Annotated in this window: 16 protein-coding genes; 3 read left to right on the forward strand and 13 right to left on the reverse strand. The window is 72.9% G+C overall.

What is annotated here, in order from left to right; genetic code table 11:
• The first annotated feature begins 162 nt into the window (after positions 1–162).
• Positions 163–588: a DNA-binding protein gene (locus tag ACIBTX_RS06235; RefSeq protein ID WP_357134704.1), complete on the forward strand. Its 426-nt coding sequence runs from the start codon at positions 163–165 to the stop codon at positions 586–588.
• A 138-nt stretch (positions 589–726) separates the two neighbouring features.
• Entirely contained in the window at positions 727–1,080 is a 354-nt protein-coding gene (locus tag ACIBTX_RS06240) for an MmcQ/YjbR family DNA-binding protein (RefSeq protein WP_357134706.1), read from the forward strand.
• Between the two features lie 43 nt (positions 1,081–1,123).
• Here the strand turns inward: ACIBTX_RS06240 and argH are convergent, their stop codons facing one another.
• The 7 genes from argH to argC all read right to left on the reverse strand — a co-directional run bounded on the left by argH (position 1,124) and on the right by argC (position 8,486).
• A complete protein-coding gene (gene argH / locus ACIBTX_RS06245) occupies positions 1,124–2,587 on the reverse strand; it encodes an argininosuccinate lyase (RefSeq protein WP_357134728.1) in 1,464 nt (487 codons plus the stop codon).
• Between the two features lie 82 nt (positions 2,588–2,669).
• Positions 2,670–3,185, reverse strand: coding sequence for an arginine repressor (locus tag ACIBTX_RS06250; RefSeq protein ID WP_357134708.1), 516 nt, complete (start codon positions 3,183–3,185; stop codon positions 2,670–2,672).
• Positions 3,182–4,117: an ornithine carbamoyltransferase gene (gene argF / locus ACIBTX_RS06255; protein ID WP_357134710.1), complete on the reverse strand. Its 936-nt coding sequence runs from the start codon at positions 4,115–4,117 to the stop codon at positions 3,182–3,184. The genes ACIBTX_RS06250 and argF overlap by 4 nt, the downstream gene beginning before the upstream one ends.
• Positions 4,114–5,358, reverse strand: coding sequence for an acetylornithine transaminase (locus ACIBTX_RS06260; protein WP_396832139.1), 1,245 nt, complete (start codon positions 5,356–5,358; stop codon positions 4,114–4,116). Before ACIBTX_RS06260 ends, argF begins: the two co-directional genes overlap by 4 nt.
• A complete protein-coding gene (gene argB, locus ACIBTX_RS06265; protein ID WP_396832140.1) occupies positions 5,355–6,260 on the reverse strand; it encodes an acetylglutamate kinase in 906 nt (301 codons plus the stop codon). Before argB ends, ACIBTX_RS06260 begins: the two co-directional genes overlap by 4 nt.
• Positions 6,257–7,429 (reverse strand): bifunctional glutamate N-acetyltransferase/amino-acid acetyltransferase ArgJ, encoded by a 1,173-nt coding sequence (gene argJ, locus ACIBTX_RS06270; protein WP_357398041.1) that lies wholly within the window; start codon positions 7,427–7,429, stop codon positions 6,257–6,259. The genes argB and argJ overlap by 4 nt, the downstream gene beginning before the upstream one ends.
• A 55-nt stretch (positions 7,430–7,484) precedes the next feature.
• Positions 7,485–8,486: an N-acetyl-gamma-glutamyl-phosphate reductase gene (gene argC / locus ACIBTX_RS06275; RefSeq protein WP_396832141.1), complete on the reverse strand. Its 1,002-nt coding sequence runs from the start codon at positions 8,484–8,486 to the stop codon at positions 7,485–7,487.
• A gap of 264 nt (positions 8,487–8,750) precedes the next feature.
• Between argC and ACIBTX_RS06280 the strand changes: the two genes are divergently transcribed.
• Positions 8,751–9,254, forward strand: coding sequence for a hypothetical protein (locus tag ACIBTX_RS06280; protein WP_357134720.1), 504 nt, complete (start codon positions 8,751–8,753; stop codon positions 9,252–9,254).
• A 150-nt stretch (positions 9,255–9,404) separates the two neighbouring features.
• Here the strand turns inward: ACIBTX_RS06280 and pheT are convergent, their stop codons facing one another.
• From pheT to infC, 6 genes are all read right to left on the reverse strand, one after another.
• On the reverse strand, positions 9,405–11,954 hold the full coding sequence (gene pheT / locus ACIBTX_RS06285) for a phenylalanine--tRNA ligase subunit beta (RefSeq protein ID WP_357134721.1): 2,550 nt from the start codon (positions 11,952–11,954) through the stop codon (positions 9,405–9,407).
• Positions 11,955–11,995: 41 nt separating this feature from the next.
• On the reverse strand, positions 11,996–13,075 hold the full coding sequence (gene pheS / locus ACIBTX_RS06290) for a phenylalanine--tRNA ligase subunit alpha (protein WP_357134722.1): 1,080 nt from the start codon (positions 13,073–13,075) through the stop codon (positions 11,996–11,998).
• 220 nt (positions 13,076–13,295) lie between these two features.
• Complete coding sequence (locus ACIBTX_RS06295) at positions 13,296–14,093, reverse strand: TrmH family RNA methyltransferase (RefSeq protein ID WP_396832142.1); 798 nt, start codon at positions 14,091–14,093, stop codon at positions 13,296–13,298.
• A gap of 83 nt (positions 14,094–14,176) precedes the next feature.
• Positions 14,177–14,569, reverse strand: a complete 393-nt coding sequence (gene rplT / locus ACIBTX_RS06300; RefSeq protein WP_007458417.1) for a 50S ribosomal protein L20 — start codon at positions 14,567–14,569, stop codon at positions 14,177–14,179.
• A 32-nt stretch (positions 14,570–14,601) separates the two neighbouring features.
• The gene (gene rpmI / locus ACIBTX_RS06305) at positions 14,602–14,796 is read right to left on the reverse strand and encodes a 50S ribosomal protein L35 (protein WP_355053110.1); all 195 of its coding nucleotides are present in this window, start codon (positions 14,794–14,796) and stop codon (positions 14,602–14,604) included.
• Positions 14,797–14,816: 20 nt separating this feature from the next.
• A complete protein-coding gene (infC, locus tag ACIBTX_RS06310) occupies positions 14,817–15,464 on the reverse strand; it encodes a translation initiation factor IF-3 (RefSeq protein ID WP_355053109.1) in 648 nt (215 codons plus the stop codon).
• Between the last annotated feature and the right edge of the window lie 117 nt (positions 15,465–15,581).

Genomic DNA, 15,581 nt, shown 5'->3' on the forward strand with positions numbered 1-15,581 from the left:
GTGGGGTCCCGGGTAACGCGCGCCACGCCGTGTCAAACCCCACCACGCCCCCCCCCGGTTCCCCCGGGCGGCTCTCGGGGGGGGGGGGGGGCCCGGTTTTCGGGGCCCCCCACGCTTCAACAGACCGTTGACAACAGCTCGTTGATGGGGTGTGCTCGGTACATGACCACCTCGGACCTCTTCACGGCGCCCGACCCGGGTCGGGCGCGCGCCCACCGCACCTACGAGGCGCTGCAACGGATCAGCGAGCGGCACGCCGGCTCCGACGCGCGGCGGGGGCGCTGGGCCCACCCGCACGTGCTGGACCCGTGGGAGGCGGTCGCCCTGGTCACCGCGCTCGCCGCCGGCGGCGCCGAGCGGGAGCCCGCCGAGGAGCCGGTCGACGCCGCCGACCTGACGGCCGCCCTGACCCTGCTGCCACACGTACGCGCCGAGCTGGACGCCCTGGAGGCGGGACTGCTCACCCTCGCCCGCGACCGGGGCCTGACCTGGCAGTCCATCGCGTACGGGCTGGGGCTGGGCAGCGCACAGGCCGCCCGCCAACGCTACGAACGGGTAGCGGCCCGCTCCACGGACCAAACCCCCTGACCCCCGCGCCGATCTTGCACTTTCTGTCCCGACAGAACGGGAGATCGGTCGCGTATCGACAACACAAACTGCAAGATCGGCGCGATGTGCGAGCGCGGGGCGCGGGGCGGGGGGCGGGGTTATGACTAGGAGGGGTTTGTGGAACGTGCGGAGATGTTGTCGTACTGCCTGGCCAAGCCGGGAGCGTGGCTGGACCGGCCGTGGGAGGACGACGAGGTGGTGAAGGTGGGCAGCCGGATCTTCGCGTTCCTCGGCAACGGCGTCGCGGCGCCCACCGTCGGCGTGAAGTGCGGCGCGACCCGCGAGATCGCCGACGAGTGGCTGCACCGCCACCCCGCCGACGCGCGCCCGATGCCGTACATCGGCCGGTCCGGCTGGAACACGCTGCGCCTCGACGGCGGGATCGACACCGACGAGCTGACCGAGGCGGTCGACTCGTCGTACGACATGGTGGTGGCCAAGCTCCCGAAGCGGGAGCGCCCGACGGCCTGAACCACCGTGGCGCCGGCGGCCCGCGCCGACGCCACGCCTGGCGTCAGCGGGGTACGACCCGCTCGGTGGCCCACTCCCGCCAGCCGGCCAGCCGGTCCGCCGCGGCGGCGAGCTGGTCGGCGACCGGACCGGGGCCGGTCGAGCCGGGGGTGGTGCGGGCCGCGAGGGCCGAGCGCACCGAGAGCACGTCACGCACGGACGGGTCGAGGTGCTCGCTGACGGCGGCCAGGTCGGCGTCGGAGACGTCCTCCAGCTCGCACTCGCGGGCCGCGCAGAGCGCCACCAACCGACCGGTGATCTCGTGCGCGTCACGGAACGGCACGTTGCGCCGGACCAGCCAGTCGGCGACCTCGGTGGCGAGGGAGAAGCCCACCGGCGCGGCCGCGACGAGCCGGTCCACCCGGACGGTCATCGTCGAGATCATCCCGGCCAGGGCCGGGAGCAGCAGCTCCAGGGTGTCGACGGCGTCGAACGCGGGCTCCTTGTCCTCCTGCATGTCCCGGTCGTACGTCATGGGCAGGCCCTTGAGCATGGTCAGCACCGTCATCAGGCCGCCGACCAACCGGCCGGACTTGCCCCGGGCCAGCTCGGCGATGTCCGCGTTCTTCTTCTGCGGCATGATCGACGAACCGGTCGCGAACGCGTCGTCCAGCTCTACCCAGCCGAACTCGTGCGACGTCCACAGCACCACCTCCTCGCCCAGGCGGGACAGGTGCACCCCGATCAGCGCGGTGGTGAAGAGGAACTCGGCCACGAAGTCCCGGTCGGCGACCGCGTCCATCGAGTTGGCGAACGACGTGCGGAAACCCAGCTCCTTGGCGACCGCCACCGGGTCCAGCGGAAGCCCCGACCCGGCGAGCGCGCCCGCGCCGAGCGGGCTGATCGCCGCCCGGTGGTCCCAGTCGCGCAGCCGCTCCAGGTCGCGCAGCAGCGGCTGCACGTGGGCCAGCAACCAGTGCCCGAAGGTGACCGGCTGGGCGTGCTGGAGGTGGGTCATACCGGGCGCGGCCGTGTCGACGTGCCGCTCGGCCTGCTCGACGAGCGCCTCGGCCAGCTCGACGACGCGGCTGGCCACACCCCGCGCGTGGTCCCGCAGGTAGAGCCGCAGGTCGGTGGCGACCTGGTCGTTGCGGGACCGACCGGCACGCAGCTTGCCGCCGAGGCTCCCCAGACGCTCCAGCAGCCCCCGTTCCAGCGCGGTGTGCACGTCCTCGTCGTCGACGGTGGGCCGGAACGCCCCCGACGCGCAGGCCGCCTCCAGGTCGTCCAGGGCCGCCAGGATGCGGCCCAGCTCCTCCGGGTCGAGCAGGCCGGCGCCGGCCAGGACCCGGGCGTGCGCCCGGGAACCCGCGATGTCGTACGGGGCCAGCCGCCAGTCGAACTGCACGCTCACCGACAGCCGGGCGAGCGCCTCGGCGGGGCCACCGGCGAACCGGCCACCCCACAGGCTCGTCCGGTTGGTGCCGGCGCTGTTCTCGGTGAGGGTCTTGTCGTCCACGCCGCCCATTGTGGTCCCCATGTTCGTCAGCCACCCATCCGGGCGGCACGGGCCGCAGCCATCCGGCTCGGCGTGCTCCACCTGTGCGCGGTCACGGTGCGCTGTCCCCTTCGACGCTGTCTTCCCGGCGGGACCAACCGGCGAGCTTGTCGCCGAGCGCGGCCCCACCGACGGTCTCACGGGCCACGACGAGAATGGTGTCGTCGCCGGCGATGGTGCCGACGACCTCGGGCAGGCCCGCCCGGTCCAACGCGCTGGCCAGGTACTGGGCCGCACCCGGCGGGGTACGCAGCACCGCGATGTTGCCGCTGGCGTCCACCCCGTTGAGCAGCTCGCGCAGCAGGCGCACCAGCCGGGCCGGGGCGGCCTCGGCGTCGCGCAGCGGCCGTTTCCCGTCCTCGGGGATCAGGTAGACGGCCGGACCGTCGCCGCCGCGCACCTTGACCGCGCCCAACTCCTCCAGGTCGCGCGAGAGGGTCGCCTGGGTGACCCCGACGCCGTCGGCGGCGAGCAGGTCGGCCAGTTCGGTCTGCGAGCGTACGGGCCGGTCCCGGATCAGCTCGACGATCCGGGCGTGCCGGGCGGCGCGGGTCAAGGGGGCGGTCATCGTCGCTCCCCGGAGGCCGCGAGCAGGAACGCCAGCAGCGCCTTCTGGGCGTGCAGCCGGTTCTCCGCCTGGTCGAACACCGCGCTCTGCGGACCGTCGAGCACCTCGTCGGTGATCTCCTCGCCCCGGTGCGCCGGCAGGCAGTGCAGCACGATCGCGTCCGGCGCGGCGTGGTCGAGCAGCTCCTTGTTGACCTGGTACGGCAGGAACGGGGTGATGCGGTCCAAACCGTCGGCCTCCTGACCCATCGAGGTCCAGGTGTCGGTGGCCAGCACGTCGGCGTCGCGGGCCGCCTGCGCCGGGTCGGTCAGCACCCGTACCGACCCGCCGGTCCCGGCCGCGATCTCGGCGGCCCGCCGCACCACGTCCTCGTCCGGCGCGAACCCCGCCGGGCCGGCGATCCGCACGTGCATCCCGGCCATGGCCCCGGCCAGCAGGTACGACTGCGCCATGTTGTTCGCGCCGTCGCCCACATAGGCCAGGGTCCGGCCGGACGTGCCGCCGCACCGCTCCCGGATGGTCAGCAGGTCGGCCAGCAGCTGGCAGGGGTGGAACCCGTCGGTGAGCGCGTTGACCACCGGGACGGTAGCGCCGCCGGCGACCTCGGCGATCCGGTCGTCGCCGTGGGTACGCAGCACGATCGCCGCGACGTAGCGGGACAGCACCCGGCCCGCGTCGGCGAGCGTCTCGCCCCGGCCGAAGTGAGTGACCTGGGTGTCCACGACCAGCGGATGGCCGCCCAGCTCGGCGATGCCGACGTCGAACGAGATCCGCGTCCGCAGACTCTGCTTGTCGAAGAGCACCGCCACCGAGCGGGGGCCGGCCAGCGGTTGGTGGCCGAACCGATCGGCCTTCATCCGGGCCGCCAGGTCGAGCACGCTCGACTGTTCGGCGGGCGAGAGGTCGTCGTCGCGCAGGAAGTGCCGGATCATGCGGTCGTCCCCGTCGTGGTGGGCTGGGTGGAGGATTCGGTGGTCGCGGAAGCGCTCGTGCCGGCCGCCGCCGGGGCCGTCGCGTCCAGGGCCGCCGGGAGCGCGGCGAGGAACGCGTCGACCTGCTCGGTGGTGAGGATCAACGGCGGGGCGAGGCGGAGTACGCCCGGCTGCACCGGGTTGGTCAGGAAGCCGGCCTCCCGCAGCGCCTCGGCCAGGACCGTCGACACCGGCGCGGTGAGCACCACGCCGAGCAGCAACCCGGCCCCGCGTACGCCCGCGACGAGCGGGTGGTCCAGCGCCTCGATGCCCCGACGCAGCCGTTCGCCGACGCGCTTGACGTGGTCGAGCAGCCCTTCGTTGGCGATGGTAGCCACCACGGCGAGCGCGGCGGCGCAGCTCACCGGGTTGCCGCCGAAGGTCGTACCGTGCGAGCCGGGGGTGAGCAGGTCGGCGGCCCGGCCGAAGGCGAGCGTCGCGCCCAGCGGCAGCCCACCACCCAGGCCCTTGGCCAGGGTCACCACGTCGGGCTCCACGCCCTCGGCCTGGTGGGCGAACCAGTGCCCGGTACGGCCGATGCCGGTCTGCACCTCGTCGAGCACCAGCAGCGCCCCGTGCCGGGCGGTGATCCGCCGGGCCGCCGTCAGGTAGCCGGTCGGCGGTACGACCACGCCGTTCTCACCCTGGATGGGCTCCAGGATCACCATTGCGGTGGCGTCGGTGACCGCCGCCTCCAGGGCGCTCACGTCGCCGTAGTCGACGTGGGTCACCTCGCCGGGCAACGGCCGGAACGGGTCCGCCTTGGCGGGCTGACCGGTCAGGGCGAGGGCGCCCATGGTGCGACCGTGAAAGCCGCCGTTGGTGGCGACCACGTGGCTGCGCCCGGTGCGCCGGGACAGCTTGAAGGCGGTCTCGTTCGCCTCCGCGCCGGAGTTGGCGAAGAAGACCCGGCCGGCTCGGCTGCCGGCGAGCGCCAGCAGCAGCTCCGCGAGAGCTACCGGCGGCTCGGCGACGAAGAGGTTGGAGACGTGCCCCAGCGTGGCCACCTGCTTCGACACGGCGGCCACCACCGCCGGATGGGCGTGACCGAGAGCGTTCACCGCGATCCCGCCCACCAGGTCCACGTACTCGCGGCCCGCCTCGTCGACCACCACGGCGCCCGCGCCGGAGACCAGCGCCAGCGGCGGCGTTCCGTAGTTGTCCATCATGGACTGCGTCCACCGTCGCACCAGACTGCTCATGCCCCGTCCGTCCCGTCCTGCGGCACCACCATCGTTCCGAACCCTTCCGACGTGAACACCTCGAGCAACGTGGAGTGCGCCACCCGGCCGTCGACCACGTGCGCGGCCGGCACGCCCCCGCGCACGGCCCGCAGGCAGGCCTCCATCTTCGGTACCATCCCCGACTCCAGGCGGGGCAGCAGCTTGGCCAGGTCGTCCGCGGTGATCACGGAGACCAGGCTGTTGGTGTCCGGCCAGTCGGCGTACAGGCCGGCCACATCGGTGAGGACGACCAGCTTGCGGGCCCGTAGGGCGACGGCGAGCGCGGCGGCGGCGGTGTCCGCGTTGAGGTTGTGCAGGACACCGTCGACGTCCGGCGCGACCGTCGAGATCACCGGGATCCGGCCGGCGTCGATCAGGTCGGTCACCGCCGAGGTGTCCACCGACTCGACGTCGCCCACCTGGCCCACGTCGACCGGCAGCCCGTCCACGTACGCCGGGCGGCGCACCGCCGTGAACAGCCGCGCGTCCTCGCCGGAGAGGCCGACGGCGTACGGGCCGTACGAGTTGATCAGCCCGACCAGCTCCCGCCCGACCTGCCCGACGAGCACCATCCGGACCACGTCCATCGCCTCGGCGGTCGTCACCCGCAGACCGCCCCGGAACTCGCTCTCGATGCCGAGCCGGCCCAGCATGGCCGAGATCTGCGGACCGCCGCCGTGCACCACCACGGGCTTCAGACCGGCGTACCGCAGGAACACCATGTCGGCCGCGAACGCCCGCTGCAACTCCGGCTCGGTCATGGCGTTGCCGCCGTACTTGACGACGACCGTGGAGCCGGAGAAACGCGCCAGCCAGGGCAGCGCCTCGATCAGCGTCTCCGCCTTCACCTGCGCACGGGTGAGATCACTGCTGAGATTCATGTCGAGTACGCCGAGTTCTCGTGCACGTACGCGTGGGACAGGTCGTTGGTCCAGATGGTGGCCGTCGAATCGCCCGCGCGCAGGTCGATCCGGATGCTGACGTCCCGCGCGCTGAGGTCGGCCGTCGAACGGTCCTCGGCCACCGCGCCGCCCCGGCACAGCCAGACCCCGTTGACGGCCACGTCCACCTTGTCCGGCTCGAAGGCGGCCGTGGTGGTGCCGACCGAGGCGAGGATCCGACCCCAGTTCGGGTCGTTGCCGAACAGGGCGGTCTTGACCAGGTTGCTGCGAGCGACCGAGCGGCCCACCTCGACCGCGTCGTCCTCGGTCGCGGCCCCCACGACGTCGATGGCGACCTGCTTGGTGGCGCCCTCCGCGTCGGCGATGAGCTGCTGCGCCAGGTCGTGGCAGGCCGTGGTGACCGCGGCGGCCAACTCGGCCGGGGTCGGCTCGATGCCGCTGGCGCCGCTGGACAACAGCAGCACCGTGTCATTGGTGGACATGCAGCCGTCGGAATCGACCCGGTCGAACGTCACCCGGGCCGCGGCGCGTAGCGCCTCGTCCAGGACCGCCGGCCCCGCCACCGCGTCGGTGGTGAGCACGCAGAGCATGGTGGCCATGCCCGGCGCGAGCATGCCGGAGCCCTTGGCCATGCCGCCGACCGTCCATCCACTGCCCCGGGCCACCGTGGTCTTCGGCCGGGTGTCGGTGGTCATGATGGCCTCGGCGGCGGCCAGGCCGCCGTCACGCGACAACTGCCGGATGGCGGTACGGACGCCCGGCAGCAGCTTGTCCATCGGCAACCGCTCACCGATCAACCCGGTGGAGCAGACCGCCACCTCGCCGGCCCCGAGGAGCAGCCGCGGGCTGACCGCGCTCAGCGCCGAGGCGGTGTGCTCGGCCGTGGCGTGCGTGTCCTGGAAACCGGCCGGGCCGGTGCAGGCGTTCGCGCCACCGGAGTTGAGCACCACCGCGCGGACCACGCCGCCCTGCACGACCTGCTGGCTCCAGAGCACCGGCGCGGCCTTGACCCGGTTGGTGGTGAAGACACCGGCGACACCGGCGTCCGGGCCGTCGTTGACCACCAGCGCGACGTCCGGGCCACCGCTGGCCTTCAGTCCGGCGGTCACTCCAGCGGCCCGGAACCCCCGAGGGGTGGTGACACTCACGCGACTCCCCTCCCGTTCGCGACTGCGGGACTGGGCCGCGCTGCACTCCTCGCGTTCACGGGCTGACTCCCCAGATCGACAGGCCCGTCGTCTCCGGCAGGCCGAGCATCAGGTTGGCGTTCTGCACGGCCTGGCCGGCGGCGCCCTTGCCGAGGTTGTCCAGGGCGCTGACCACGATCAGCCGACCCGAGTCGACGTCGACGGTGGCCTGCAGATGACACGAGTTGGAGCCCAGCGTGGCCGCCGTGTGCGGCCACCTCCCCTCCGGCAGCACGTGCACGAACGGCGCGTCGGCGTACGCCCGCGTCAGCACCTCCTGCGGGTCGACGCCGCGGGCCGGCACGGCGGTGACCGTGGCGAGGATGCCGCGTGGCATCGGCGCGAGGACCGGGGTGAACGATAGGCCGGTCGCCCCGGAGGCCTGCTTGATCTCGGGCACGTGCTGGTGGGTGCCGACCCGGTACGGCGACAGGTCGCCCATCACCTCGCTGCCGAGCAGGTGCGGCTTCGCCGCCCGGCCCGCGCCGGAGGTGCCCGAGGCGGCGACCACGACCACGTCGGCGGGGTTGGCCGCGCCGTCGGCGATCAGCGGCGCGAGCGCGAGGGTGATCGCGGCGGCGTAGCAACCGGTGTTCGCGACCCGGGTGGAGCCCGCGATCATCTCCCGCTGGCCGGACAGCTCGGGCAGGCCGTACGTCCACTGGCCGGCGTGCGTGCCGCCGTAGTACTGCGCCCAGGCGTACGGGTCGGCGAGCCGGTGGTCGGCGCCCAGGTCGACGACGCGCACCTCGGGCGGGAGCTGGGCCGCGAGGGCCGCCGACTCGCCGTGCGGCAGCGCCAGGAAGACCAGGTCGGCGTCGGCGAGGATCGACGGGTCGGTCTCGCCGAACACCAGGTCGAGCCCGGTGAGCTGCGGATGCGCCACGTCGACGCGGTGCCCGGCCTGGCGGTGCGCGGTGGCGGCGACCAGCTCGAACTCCGGGTGCCCGGCGACCAGACGCAGCAGCTCACCGCCCGCGTACCCGCTCGCGCCCGCGACCGCGACTCGAATTCCCATACCCACCTCCGCATGACTATGCAGAGGAGACTAGCAAGAGTGATTGTTTCCTGCAAGTTAATACAGCCTACTGCATGGTGATGAAGGCCGGTGGTCGACAGTCTGCCTGCGAACCCGGTCGATCACGGGAAGTAACCTGGAGTAGCTGATGGCGTTAGTGGCCGGCCGGCTCATCGGCACGCAGGTGGGGCAGGTTCAGGCAGCATGCTTCGGGCCCACCCCGGGTCCGTGCTGCTGGGGCGGCCACGCGAAGAAGGGCCGAGCATGAACCTCGACCTGAACGGCCGCAGGAGGCCGCCGATCGTGCTCGTCGCCGTCGCGGTGGCGGCGGTGTCCGGCGTCGGCGCCTGCGGGCGCACTGCTGCGCCCGGCGAGAACCCATCCGGCAAGCAGGAGGTCGCCAGCGAGGGCGTACGGATCTCGGTGCCGGCGCAGTGGCCCCGCAACGCCGTCAAGTGCGGTACGCCGGTCCGGGACACGTACATCGTCGACCTCGACGTCGTCGCCGGCTGCGCGCTGACGCCGGAGCCCTCCGTCGATTACGCGGAGGTGAGACGTTCCAGGGACCTCGCCCGCGATCCGGTGGCGGCGATCGCCACCGAACAGGGCGACGCGGCCGGCCACCCCGTGCGCCGGGGCGGGGACGTGTTACCGGACGGCCGGTCGCGGCGGGTGGTGGTGATCGCCGACCAACGGATGGTCGTCATCGCGGTCGCGGACGACCCGGCCGACGCCGACGCGATCGCCCACTCACTCCGGGTCGACTGACCTGCCGAGGACGACACCCGGGCCCAACGATTTCCGAGCACCCGCCGAGCGACCCCGCACCACAGGCGTACCCGAGAGACGTACCCGAAGAAGGCCCTGACCCGGCGGGAACCACCAGGGCAGGGCCTTGCTCGTTGGTGCGTGGACAGGCTACGCGCCGCGCAGGGTCGCGCCGAAGCGCTCGGCCGCGACGGCGACCGCCGCGTCCCGGGCGGCCAGCGCCTCCTCGACGGTCAGCGTCCGGTCCGGGGCGCGGAACGTCAGCTTGTACGCCAGCGACCGGCGACCCTCGCCGAGCTGCGCGCCGGAGTACACGTCGAACAGTCGCACGTCCTCCAACAGCTCGCCGGCGCCCGCCTCCAGCGCCCGACGCACCTGTTCGGCCGGGACCGACTCGTCCAGCACCAACGCCACGTCGATCAACGCCGGCGGGAACCCGGACACTGTCGGCGCGGGAACCACCGGCACCGGCGGCAGCACGTCCAGGTCCAGCTCCATGGCGCAGGTGCGGCGGGGCAGTTCCAGGGCCGCCACCGCCGCCGGGTGCAGCTCACCGGCGTATCCGACGACGGTGTCGTCGACCCGCAGCTCGGCGCAGCGGCCCGGGTGCCACGGCGCGTGCTCGGCGGCCCGTACCTCGACCCGCTCGTCGGGGATGCCGGCGGCGGCCAGCACGTCCCGGGCCGCCTCGATGGCGTCGGCCCACCCGGCCGGGCGGCCCGCGCCCCACCAGCCGGCCGGGTCCAGGTCACCGGCGAGTACCGCCGCGACGTGCACCGGTTGGGCCGGCACGACCGCGTCGGCGGCGGCGAACTCCTCGTCGGTGGGTCGCCGGTCCACGCCCATCGCCGGCGGGCTGCCGGCGTCGGGGCGCGGGTGGAAGACCGCGCCGATCTCGTAGAGGGCGAGGTCGCGGTGACCCCGGCCGAGGTTGCGCTTGAGGATGCCGAGCAGCGGGCCGAGCAGCGTGGTGCGCAGCAGCGGCTCCTCCTCGGACAGCGGGTTGGCGAGGCGCACCGCGGGTCGGCGCGGGTCGTCGGCCGGCAGTCCGAGCTGGTCGGCCAGCTCCGGGGAGACGAAGGGGTGCGCGAGCACCTCCACGTACCCCCGCTCGGCCAGCGACCATGCGACGGCCCGGCGGCGACGCTGGCGCGGGGTCAGGCCGTTCCCGGGCGGCGCGGTCGGCAGCACCGACGGCACCTTGTCGTACCCGTCGAGGCGGACGACCTCCTCGACCAGGTCGGCCGGGTCGGTCAGGTCGGGCCGCCAGCTCGGCGGGGTGACGCTCAGCGCCGACCCGGCGCCGCTGGCCGTGCCGACCGCGCCCGGGTCCTCGGAGAGCCGGTCCGCGCCCTGCGCGACCGTGCAGCCCACCTGCTCCAGCAGGGCGACGACCCGCGCGGGCGGGTACTCGACGCCGACCCGCCGGGTCGGCAGGTCCGCCGGCAGGGTGATGGGCGTACGCGGCCGGACGTGGTCGATGTCCAGGATCTCGGCGCTCGGAGCGCCGCCACCGTGCTCGGTGAGCAGCCGCACGGCCCGCTCCAGCGCGACCAGCGGCACCGCCGGGTCGACGCCCCGCTCCCAGCGCTTCGCGGCCTCGCTGAACAGCTTGTGCCGGCGGGCCGTGCGCCCGACCATGGCCGGGTCCCAGTGGGCGGCCTCGAAAAGCACGTTTGTGGTCTTTCCGGTGTCGACCTCGCTGGTCTCGCCGCCCATCACCGCCGCGAGCGAGATCGGGCCAGTGTCGTCGCAGATGACCATGTCGTCGGCGGTGAGCACCCGGCTGACACCGTCCAGGGTGGTCAGCTTCTCCCCCGCCTCGGCACGGCGGACCACCAGCGGGCCGGCGATCCGGTCGGCGTCGAAGGCGTGCATCGGCTGGCCCAGCTCCAACATCACGTAGTTGGTGATGTCGACGGGCAGCGAGATGCTGCGGATGCCGGCGGTGACGAGCCGCTGGGCCATCCACGACGGCGTGGGCGCGGCCGGGTCGACGCCCCGCACCAGGCGGGCGGCGTACCGGTCACAGCCGACCGTGTCGCGGACCTCGACCGGGTACGCCGGCGTCGGCGTACCGCCCGGCGCGGGCGCCATCCCCGGGTCGCGCAGCGGCACGTCGAACGCGTGCGACAGCTCCCGGGCCAGGCCGCGCAGGCTCAGCGCGTACCCCCGGTCCGGGGTGATCTCCAGCTCGAACACGACGTCGTCGAGGCCCACGACGGACCGTGCGTCGTCACCCGGCTTGGCGGTCACCTCCGGCGGCAGCACGATGATGCCCGAGTGGTCGTCGCCCAGGCCCAGCTCCCTGGCCGAGCAGATCATGCCGGCCGAGTTGTGCCCGTACGTCTTGCGCGCGCCGATCGCGAACCCGCCGGGCAGCACGCCGCCGGGCAGGATCACTACGACCCGGTCGCCGACGGCGAAGTTGCGCGCCCCGCAGACGATCTCCTGCGGCTCGCCGGTGCCGTTGGCGGCGCCCACGTCCACCCGGCAGAACCGGATCGGCTTCTTGAAGCCGGTCAGCTCCTCGATCTCGCGTACCTCGCCGACGACGAGCTGACCGGTGACGCTCGCGCGCAGGTCCTGCACGGACTCGACCTCGATACCGAGGTCGACCAGAGCCTGCTCCAGATCGCCGGTGGGCAGGTCGGCGGGGAGGTCGACGTACTCCCGCAGCCAACTGACAGAAACTCGCATGACTTCAGACCACCGTTCCCGTGTCTCGTACCCGCATCGCCCTACGCCCCGGTCCCGAGCGCGCGGCTGAACCGCACGTCGCCCTCGAAGAGATGGCGGATGTCGCTGACCCCGTGCCGGACCATCAGGGTCCGGTCGATGCCCATGCCGAAGGCGAAGCCGGAGTAGACCTCCGGGTCGACCCCGCAGGCGCGCAGCACCCGGGGGTTGACCATCCCGCAGCCACCCCACTCGACCCACTGCGGACCGTCGCGGTGCTCCGGGAACCACACGTCGAACTCCGCCGACGGCTCGGTGAACGGGAAGTAGTGCGGCCGCCACCGGGTCTTCGCCTCCGGGCCGAACATCGCCCGCGCGAAGTGGTCGAGGGTGCCCCGCAGGTGCGCCATCGTGATGCCCTTGTCGACCACCAGGCCTTCGGCCTGGTGGAACACCGGGCTGTGGGTGGCGTCGATCTCGTCGGTGCGGTAGACCCGGCCGGGCACGATCACGTAGATCGGTGGCTTGCGGCTGAGCATGGTGCGGGTCTGCACCGTCGACGTGTGCGTTCGTAAAACAAGCCCGGAGCCCGCGGACCCATCAGGGGATGCGATGTGGAAGGTGTCCATCAGCCCGCGCGCCGGGTGGTCGGCGGGGATGTTCAACGCGTCGAAGTTGACCCACTCCAGGTCGACCTCGGGGCCCTCGGCCACCTCGTAACCCATCCCGACGAAGAGGTCGCTGATCGACTCCATCAGCGTGCTCAGCGGGTGCCGGGCACCACGAGGACGCCGGGCGTACGGCAATGTGACGTCCACCCGCTCCTCCACGAGCACCCGCGCGGCCTGCTCGCGCTCCACCACCTCGGCGCGCTCGGCGTACGCGGTCTCGATCGCCCGGCGGGCCTCGTTGACCCGCTTGCCGGCGTCGGACTTCGCGGCCGGCGGCAACGCGCCGATCTCCCGGCGCGCGAGGGACACCGGAGACCGGTCACCGAGGTGCGCGGGGCGCAGCGCGGTCAACGCGTCCGGGTCGGCGGCGTCGTCGAACGCCTTCGTGGCGTCGGCGACGGCCTCGGCCAGGGCGGCCGGGTCGAGCAGGGCGACCTGCTTCGGGTCGTACGGATCGTTGCGGTAGCTCATGGCGTACGGGCACTCCCTCACGGCGGCGCCAGCCCGTCATCGGGGCGGCGAAGCGAGTCTACGGACGCGCGGCTGCGCCGCAGCCCGCCGGTAGGAGTTGCGCAGGGAGCAGGTCAGGCCCGCCGCCCGCCGACACCGGCGGGCTGGCTAAACGAACGCCGTGGCGCGTTCATGGACGGACGCTCTCCCCTGCTGTCAGTCGCGCCGGGTGTGGACACCCTCAGCGCTGTGCTCTCGCTGAAGCGTACAGGCAGACGGCCGCCGCGGCAGCCAGGTTGAGGCTCTCGGCGCGCCCGTACAGCGGCACCCGCACCCGGGCGTCGGCGGCAGCGGTCAACGCCTCGGGCAGCCCGTGCGCCTCGGAACCGAACAGCCAGGCGGTGGGCCCGACGAGCCGGCCGTAGTCGGTCAGATCATCCAGGTCGCTGTCGCCGTACCCGGTGGTGGCGAAGATCGACAGCCCGGCGGCGCGCAGCGCGTCGACCACCGCGACCGGATCGGGCGCGCGCACCACGTCGACGTGGAACAGGCTGCCGGCGGAGGCGCGGACACACTTGCCGTTGTACGGGTCGACGGCGTCGCCGGCGAAGATCACCGCGCTCGCGCCGGCCGCGTCGGCGGTGCGCAGCACGGTGCCGGCGTTACCCGGGTCGCGGATCTCGGCGAGCACCGCCACCAGCCGGGGCGTACCCGCCAGGGCCTGCTCCAGCGGCACGTCCAGGTGCCGGCAGACAGCGACGAGCCCCTGCGGGGCGACCGTCTCGGCCAGGGCCGCGAGGGCGTCGTCGGTCACCTCGGAGACCGGCACGTCGGCCCGGGCCGCCGTGGCGGCCAGCTCCGGGTGCCGATCCAGCGCGGTGGTCGTACCAAAAAGCTCGGTGACCACCCCCGACCGCGCCAGGGCCTCGCGGACCGCCTGCGGGCCCTCGGCCAGGAACCGGCCGGCGGCGTCGCGGTCCCGGCGGCGTTGCAGGCGGCGGGCGGCGACAACCCTGGGGGTACGGGGGGTGAAGGCCATGGGGTTTGCTCCTTCGGCACGATCGAGGCGCCCCCCGGACGGCGGTGCCGACGCGGGAGACGCCTCTCTCTGGTGCGTGGGGATCAGGCGGCCTGAGCCGCCGCGCCGCCGGTGCCCTCGGCCGTGACCGCAGCCCGAGCCAGCTCGACGATCGCCGCGAACGAGGCGGCGTCGTTGACGGCCATGTCGGCCAGGATCTTGCGGTCGACCTCGATGCCGGCCAGACGCAGGCCCTGGATCAGGCGGTTGTAGGTCATCCCGTTGGCCCGGGCGCCCGCGTTGATCCGCTGGATCCACAGCTGCCGGAAGTCGCCCTTGCGGTCACGACGGTCCCGGTAGGCGTACTGCATCGAGTGCAGCACCTGCTCCTTGGCCTTGCGGTACAGCCGGGAGCGCTGGCCGCGGTAACCACTCGCGGTCTCCAGCAGGGTACGACGCTTCTTCTGGGCGTTCACAGCCCGCTTGACGCGTGCCATCTCAACTCCTTCTTACGTAAAGGTGGCGCGCGTCAGCGGCCGAGCAGCTTCTTGATGCGCTTGACGTCGGCCTTGGCCAGCACGACCGTGCCGGTCAGCCGGCGGGTCTGGGTGGAGGGCTTCTTCTCCAGGTTGTGGCGCAGGCCGGCCTGCTGGGCAACGACCTTGCCCTTGCCGGTCAGCTTGACCCGCTTACCCATACCCGTGTGGCTCTTCATCTTCGGCATGTGGAACGTCTTCTCCCCTGTTACTCGCCGCTGGTGGCGGCGGTGCCGGTGTCGCCGGCTGCTGCGGTCTCGCCGACCGCCGCGGTCTCATCGGCTGCCGGAGCGGCGGACTCGTCCCCGACCCGGTCCCGAGGACCACCGCGCGACGCCGTGGCGGCGACCGCGGAAGCCTTGACGGCCCGGTGCGGAGCGAGAACCATGATCATGTTTCGGCCGTCCTGCTTGGGAGCGGCTTCGACGTATCCCAGATCCGTGATCTCGGACTCGAGCCGGCGCAGGAGCCGGTAACCCAGCTCCGGGCGGCTCTGCTCGCGACCGCGGAACATGATCGTCACCTTGACCTTGTCGCCCGCCTTGAGGAACCGCACCACGTGACCCTTCTTGGTCTCGTAGTCGTGCGGGTCGATCTTCGGCCGAAGCTTCATTTCCTTGATGACGGTCTGCTGCTGGTTACGCCGCGCTTCGCGCGCCTTGAGTGCGCTCTCGTACTTGAACTTGCCGAAGTCCATGAGCTTGCACACCGGCGGGCGCGCCATCGGCGCAACCTCGACCAGGTCCAGATCGACGTCCGCGGCCAGCTGAAGGGCGCGCTCCAGCGGGACGATGCCCACCTGCTCACCCTCTGGGCCGACCAGTCGGACCTCACGTGCCCGGATCTGCTCGTTCACGCGTGGTTCGACGCTGATGGGGCCTCCTCGAGTCGTTTCTGCTCAGGTGCCGACCCCTGCGGCTCCCGGGAGGGACCCGACTTGGAAAACAGAAGGCCCTGGCGCATGCCAGGGCCC

This window comes from Micromonospora sp. NPDC049359 (genome assembly GCF_044466585.1).
GTDB lineage: Bacteria > Actinomycetota > Actinomycetes > Mycobacteriales > Micromonosporaceae > Micromonospora.

Excerpts from the sequence above, each read along its gene's own strand:
- rplT (WP_007458417.1), bottom strand. The coding sequence starts at position 14,569 with ATGGCACGCGTCAAGCGGGCTGTGAACGCCCAGAAGAAGCGTCGTACC.
- ACIBTX_RS06295 (WP_396832142.1), bottom strand. The coding sequence starts at position 14,093 with ATGGCCTTCACCCCCCGTACCCCCAGGGTTGTCGCCGCCCGCCGCCTG.
- ACIBTX_RS06280 (WP_357134720.1), top strand. The coding sequence starts at position 8,751 with ATGAACCTCGACCTGAACGGCCGCAGGAGGCCGCCGATCGTGCTCGTC.
- pheS (WP_357134722.1), bottom strand. The coding sequence starts at position 13,075 with ATGAGCTACCGCAACGATCCGTACGACCCGAAGCAGGTCGCCCTGCTC.
- ACIBTX_RS06260 (WP_396832139.1), bottom strand. The coding sequence starts at position 5,358 with ATGAGCAGTCTGGTGCGACGGTGGACGCAGTCCATGATGGACAACTAC.
- ACIBTX_RS06235 (WP_357134704.1), top strand. The coding sequence starts at position 163 with ATGACCACCTCGGACCTCTTCACGGCGCCCGACCCGGGTCGGGCGCGC.
- pheT (WP_357134721.1), bottom strand. The coding sequence starts at position 11,954 with ATGCGAGTTTCTGTCAGTTGGCTGCGGGAGTACGTCGACCTCCCCGCC.
- ACIBTX_RS06250 (WP_357134708.1), bottom strand. The coding sequence starts at position 3,185 with ATGACCGCCCCCTTGACCCGCGCCGCCCGGCACGCCCGGATCGTCGAG.
- argH (WP_357134728.1), bottom strand. The coding sequence starts at position 2,587 with ATGGGCGGCGTGGACGACAAGACCCTCACCGAGAACAGCGCCGGCACC.
- argC (WP_396832141.1), bottom strand. The coding sequence starts at position 8,486 with ATGGGAATTCGAGTCGCGGTCGCGGGCGCGAGCGGGTACGCGGGCGGT.
- argB (WP_396832140.1), bottom strand. The coding sequence starts at position 6,260 with ATGAATCTCAGCAGTGATCTCACCCGTGCGCAGGTGAAGGCGGAGACG.
- rpmI (WP_355053110.1), bottom strand. The coding sequence starts at position 14,796 with ATGCCGAAGATGAAGAGCCACACGGGTATGGGTAAGCGGGTCAAGCTG.
- argF (WP_357134710.1), bottom strand. The coding sequence starts at position 4,117 with ATGATCCGGCACTTCCTGCGCGACGACGACCTCTCGCCCGCCGAACAG.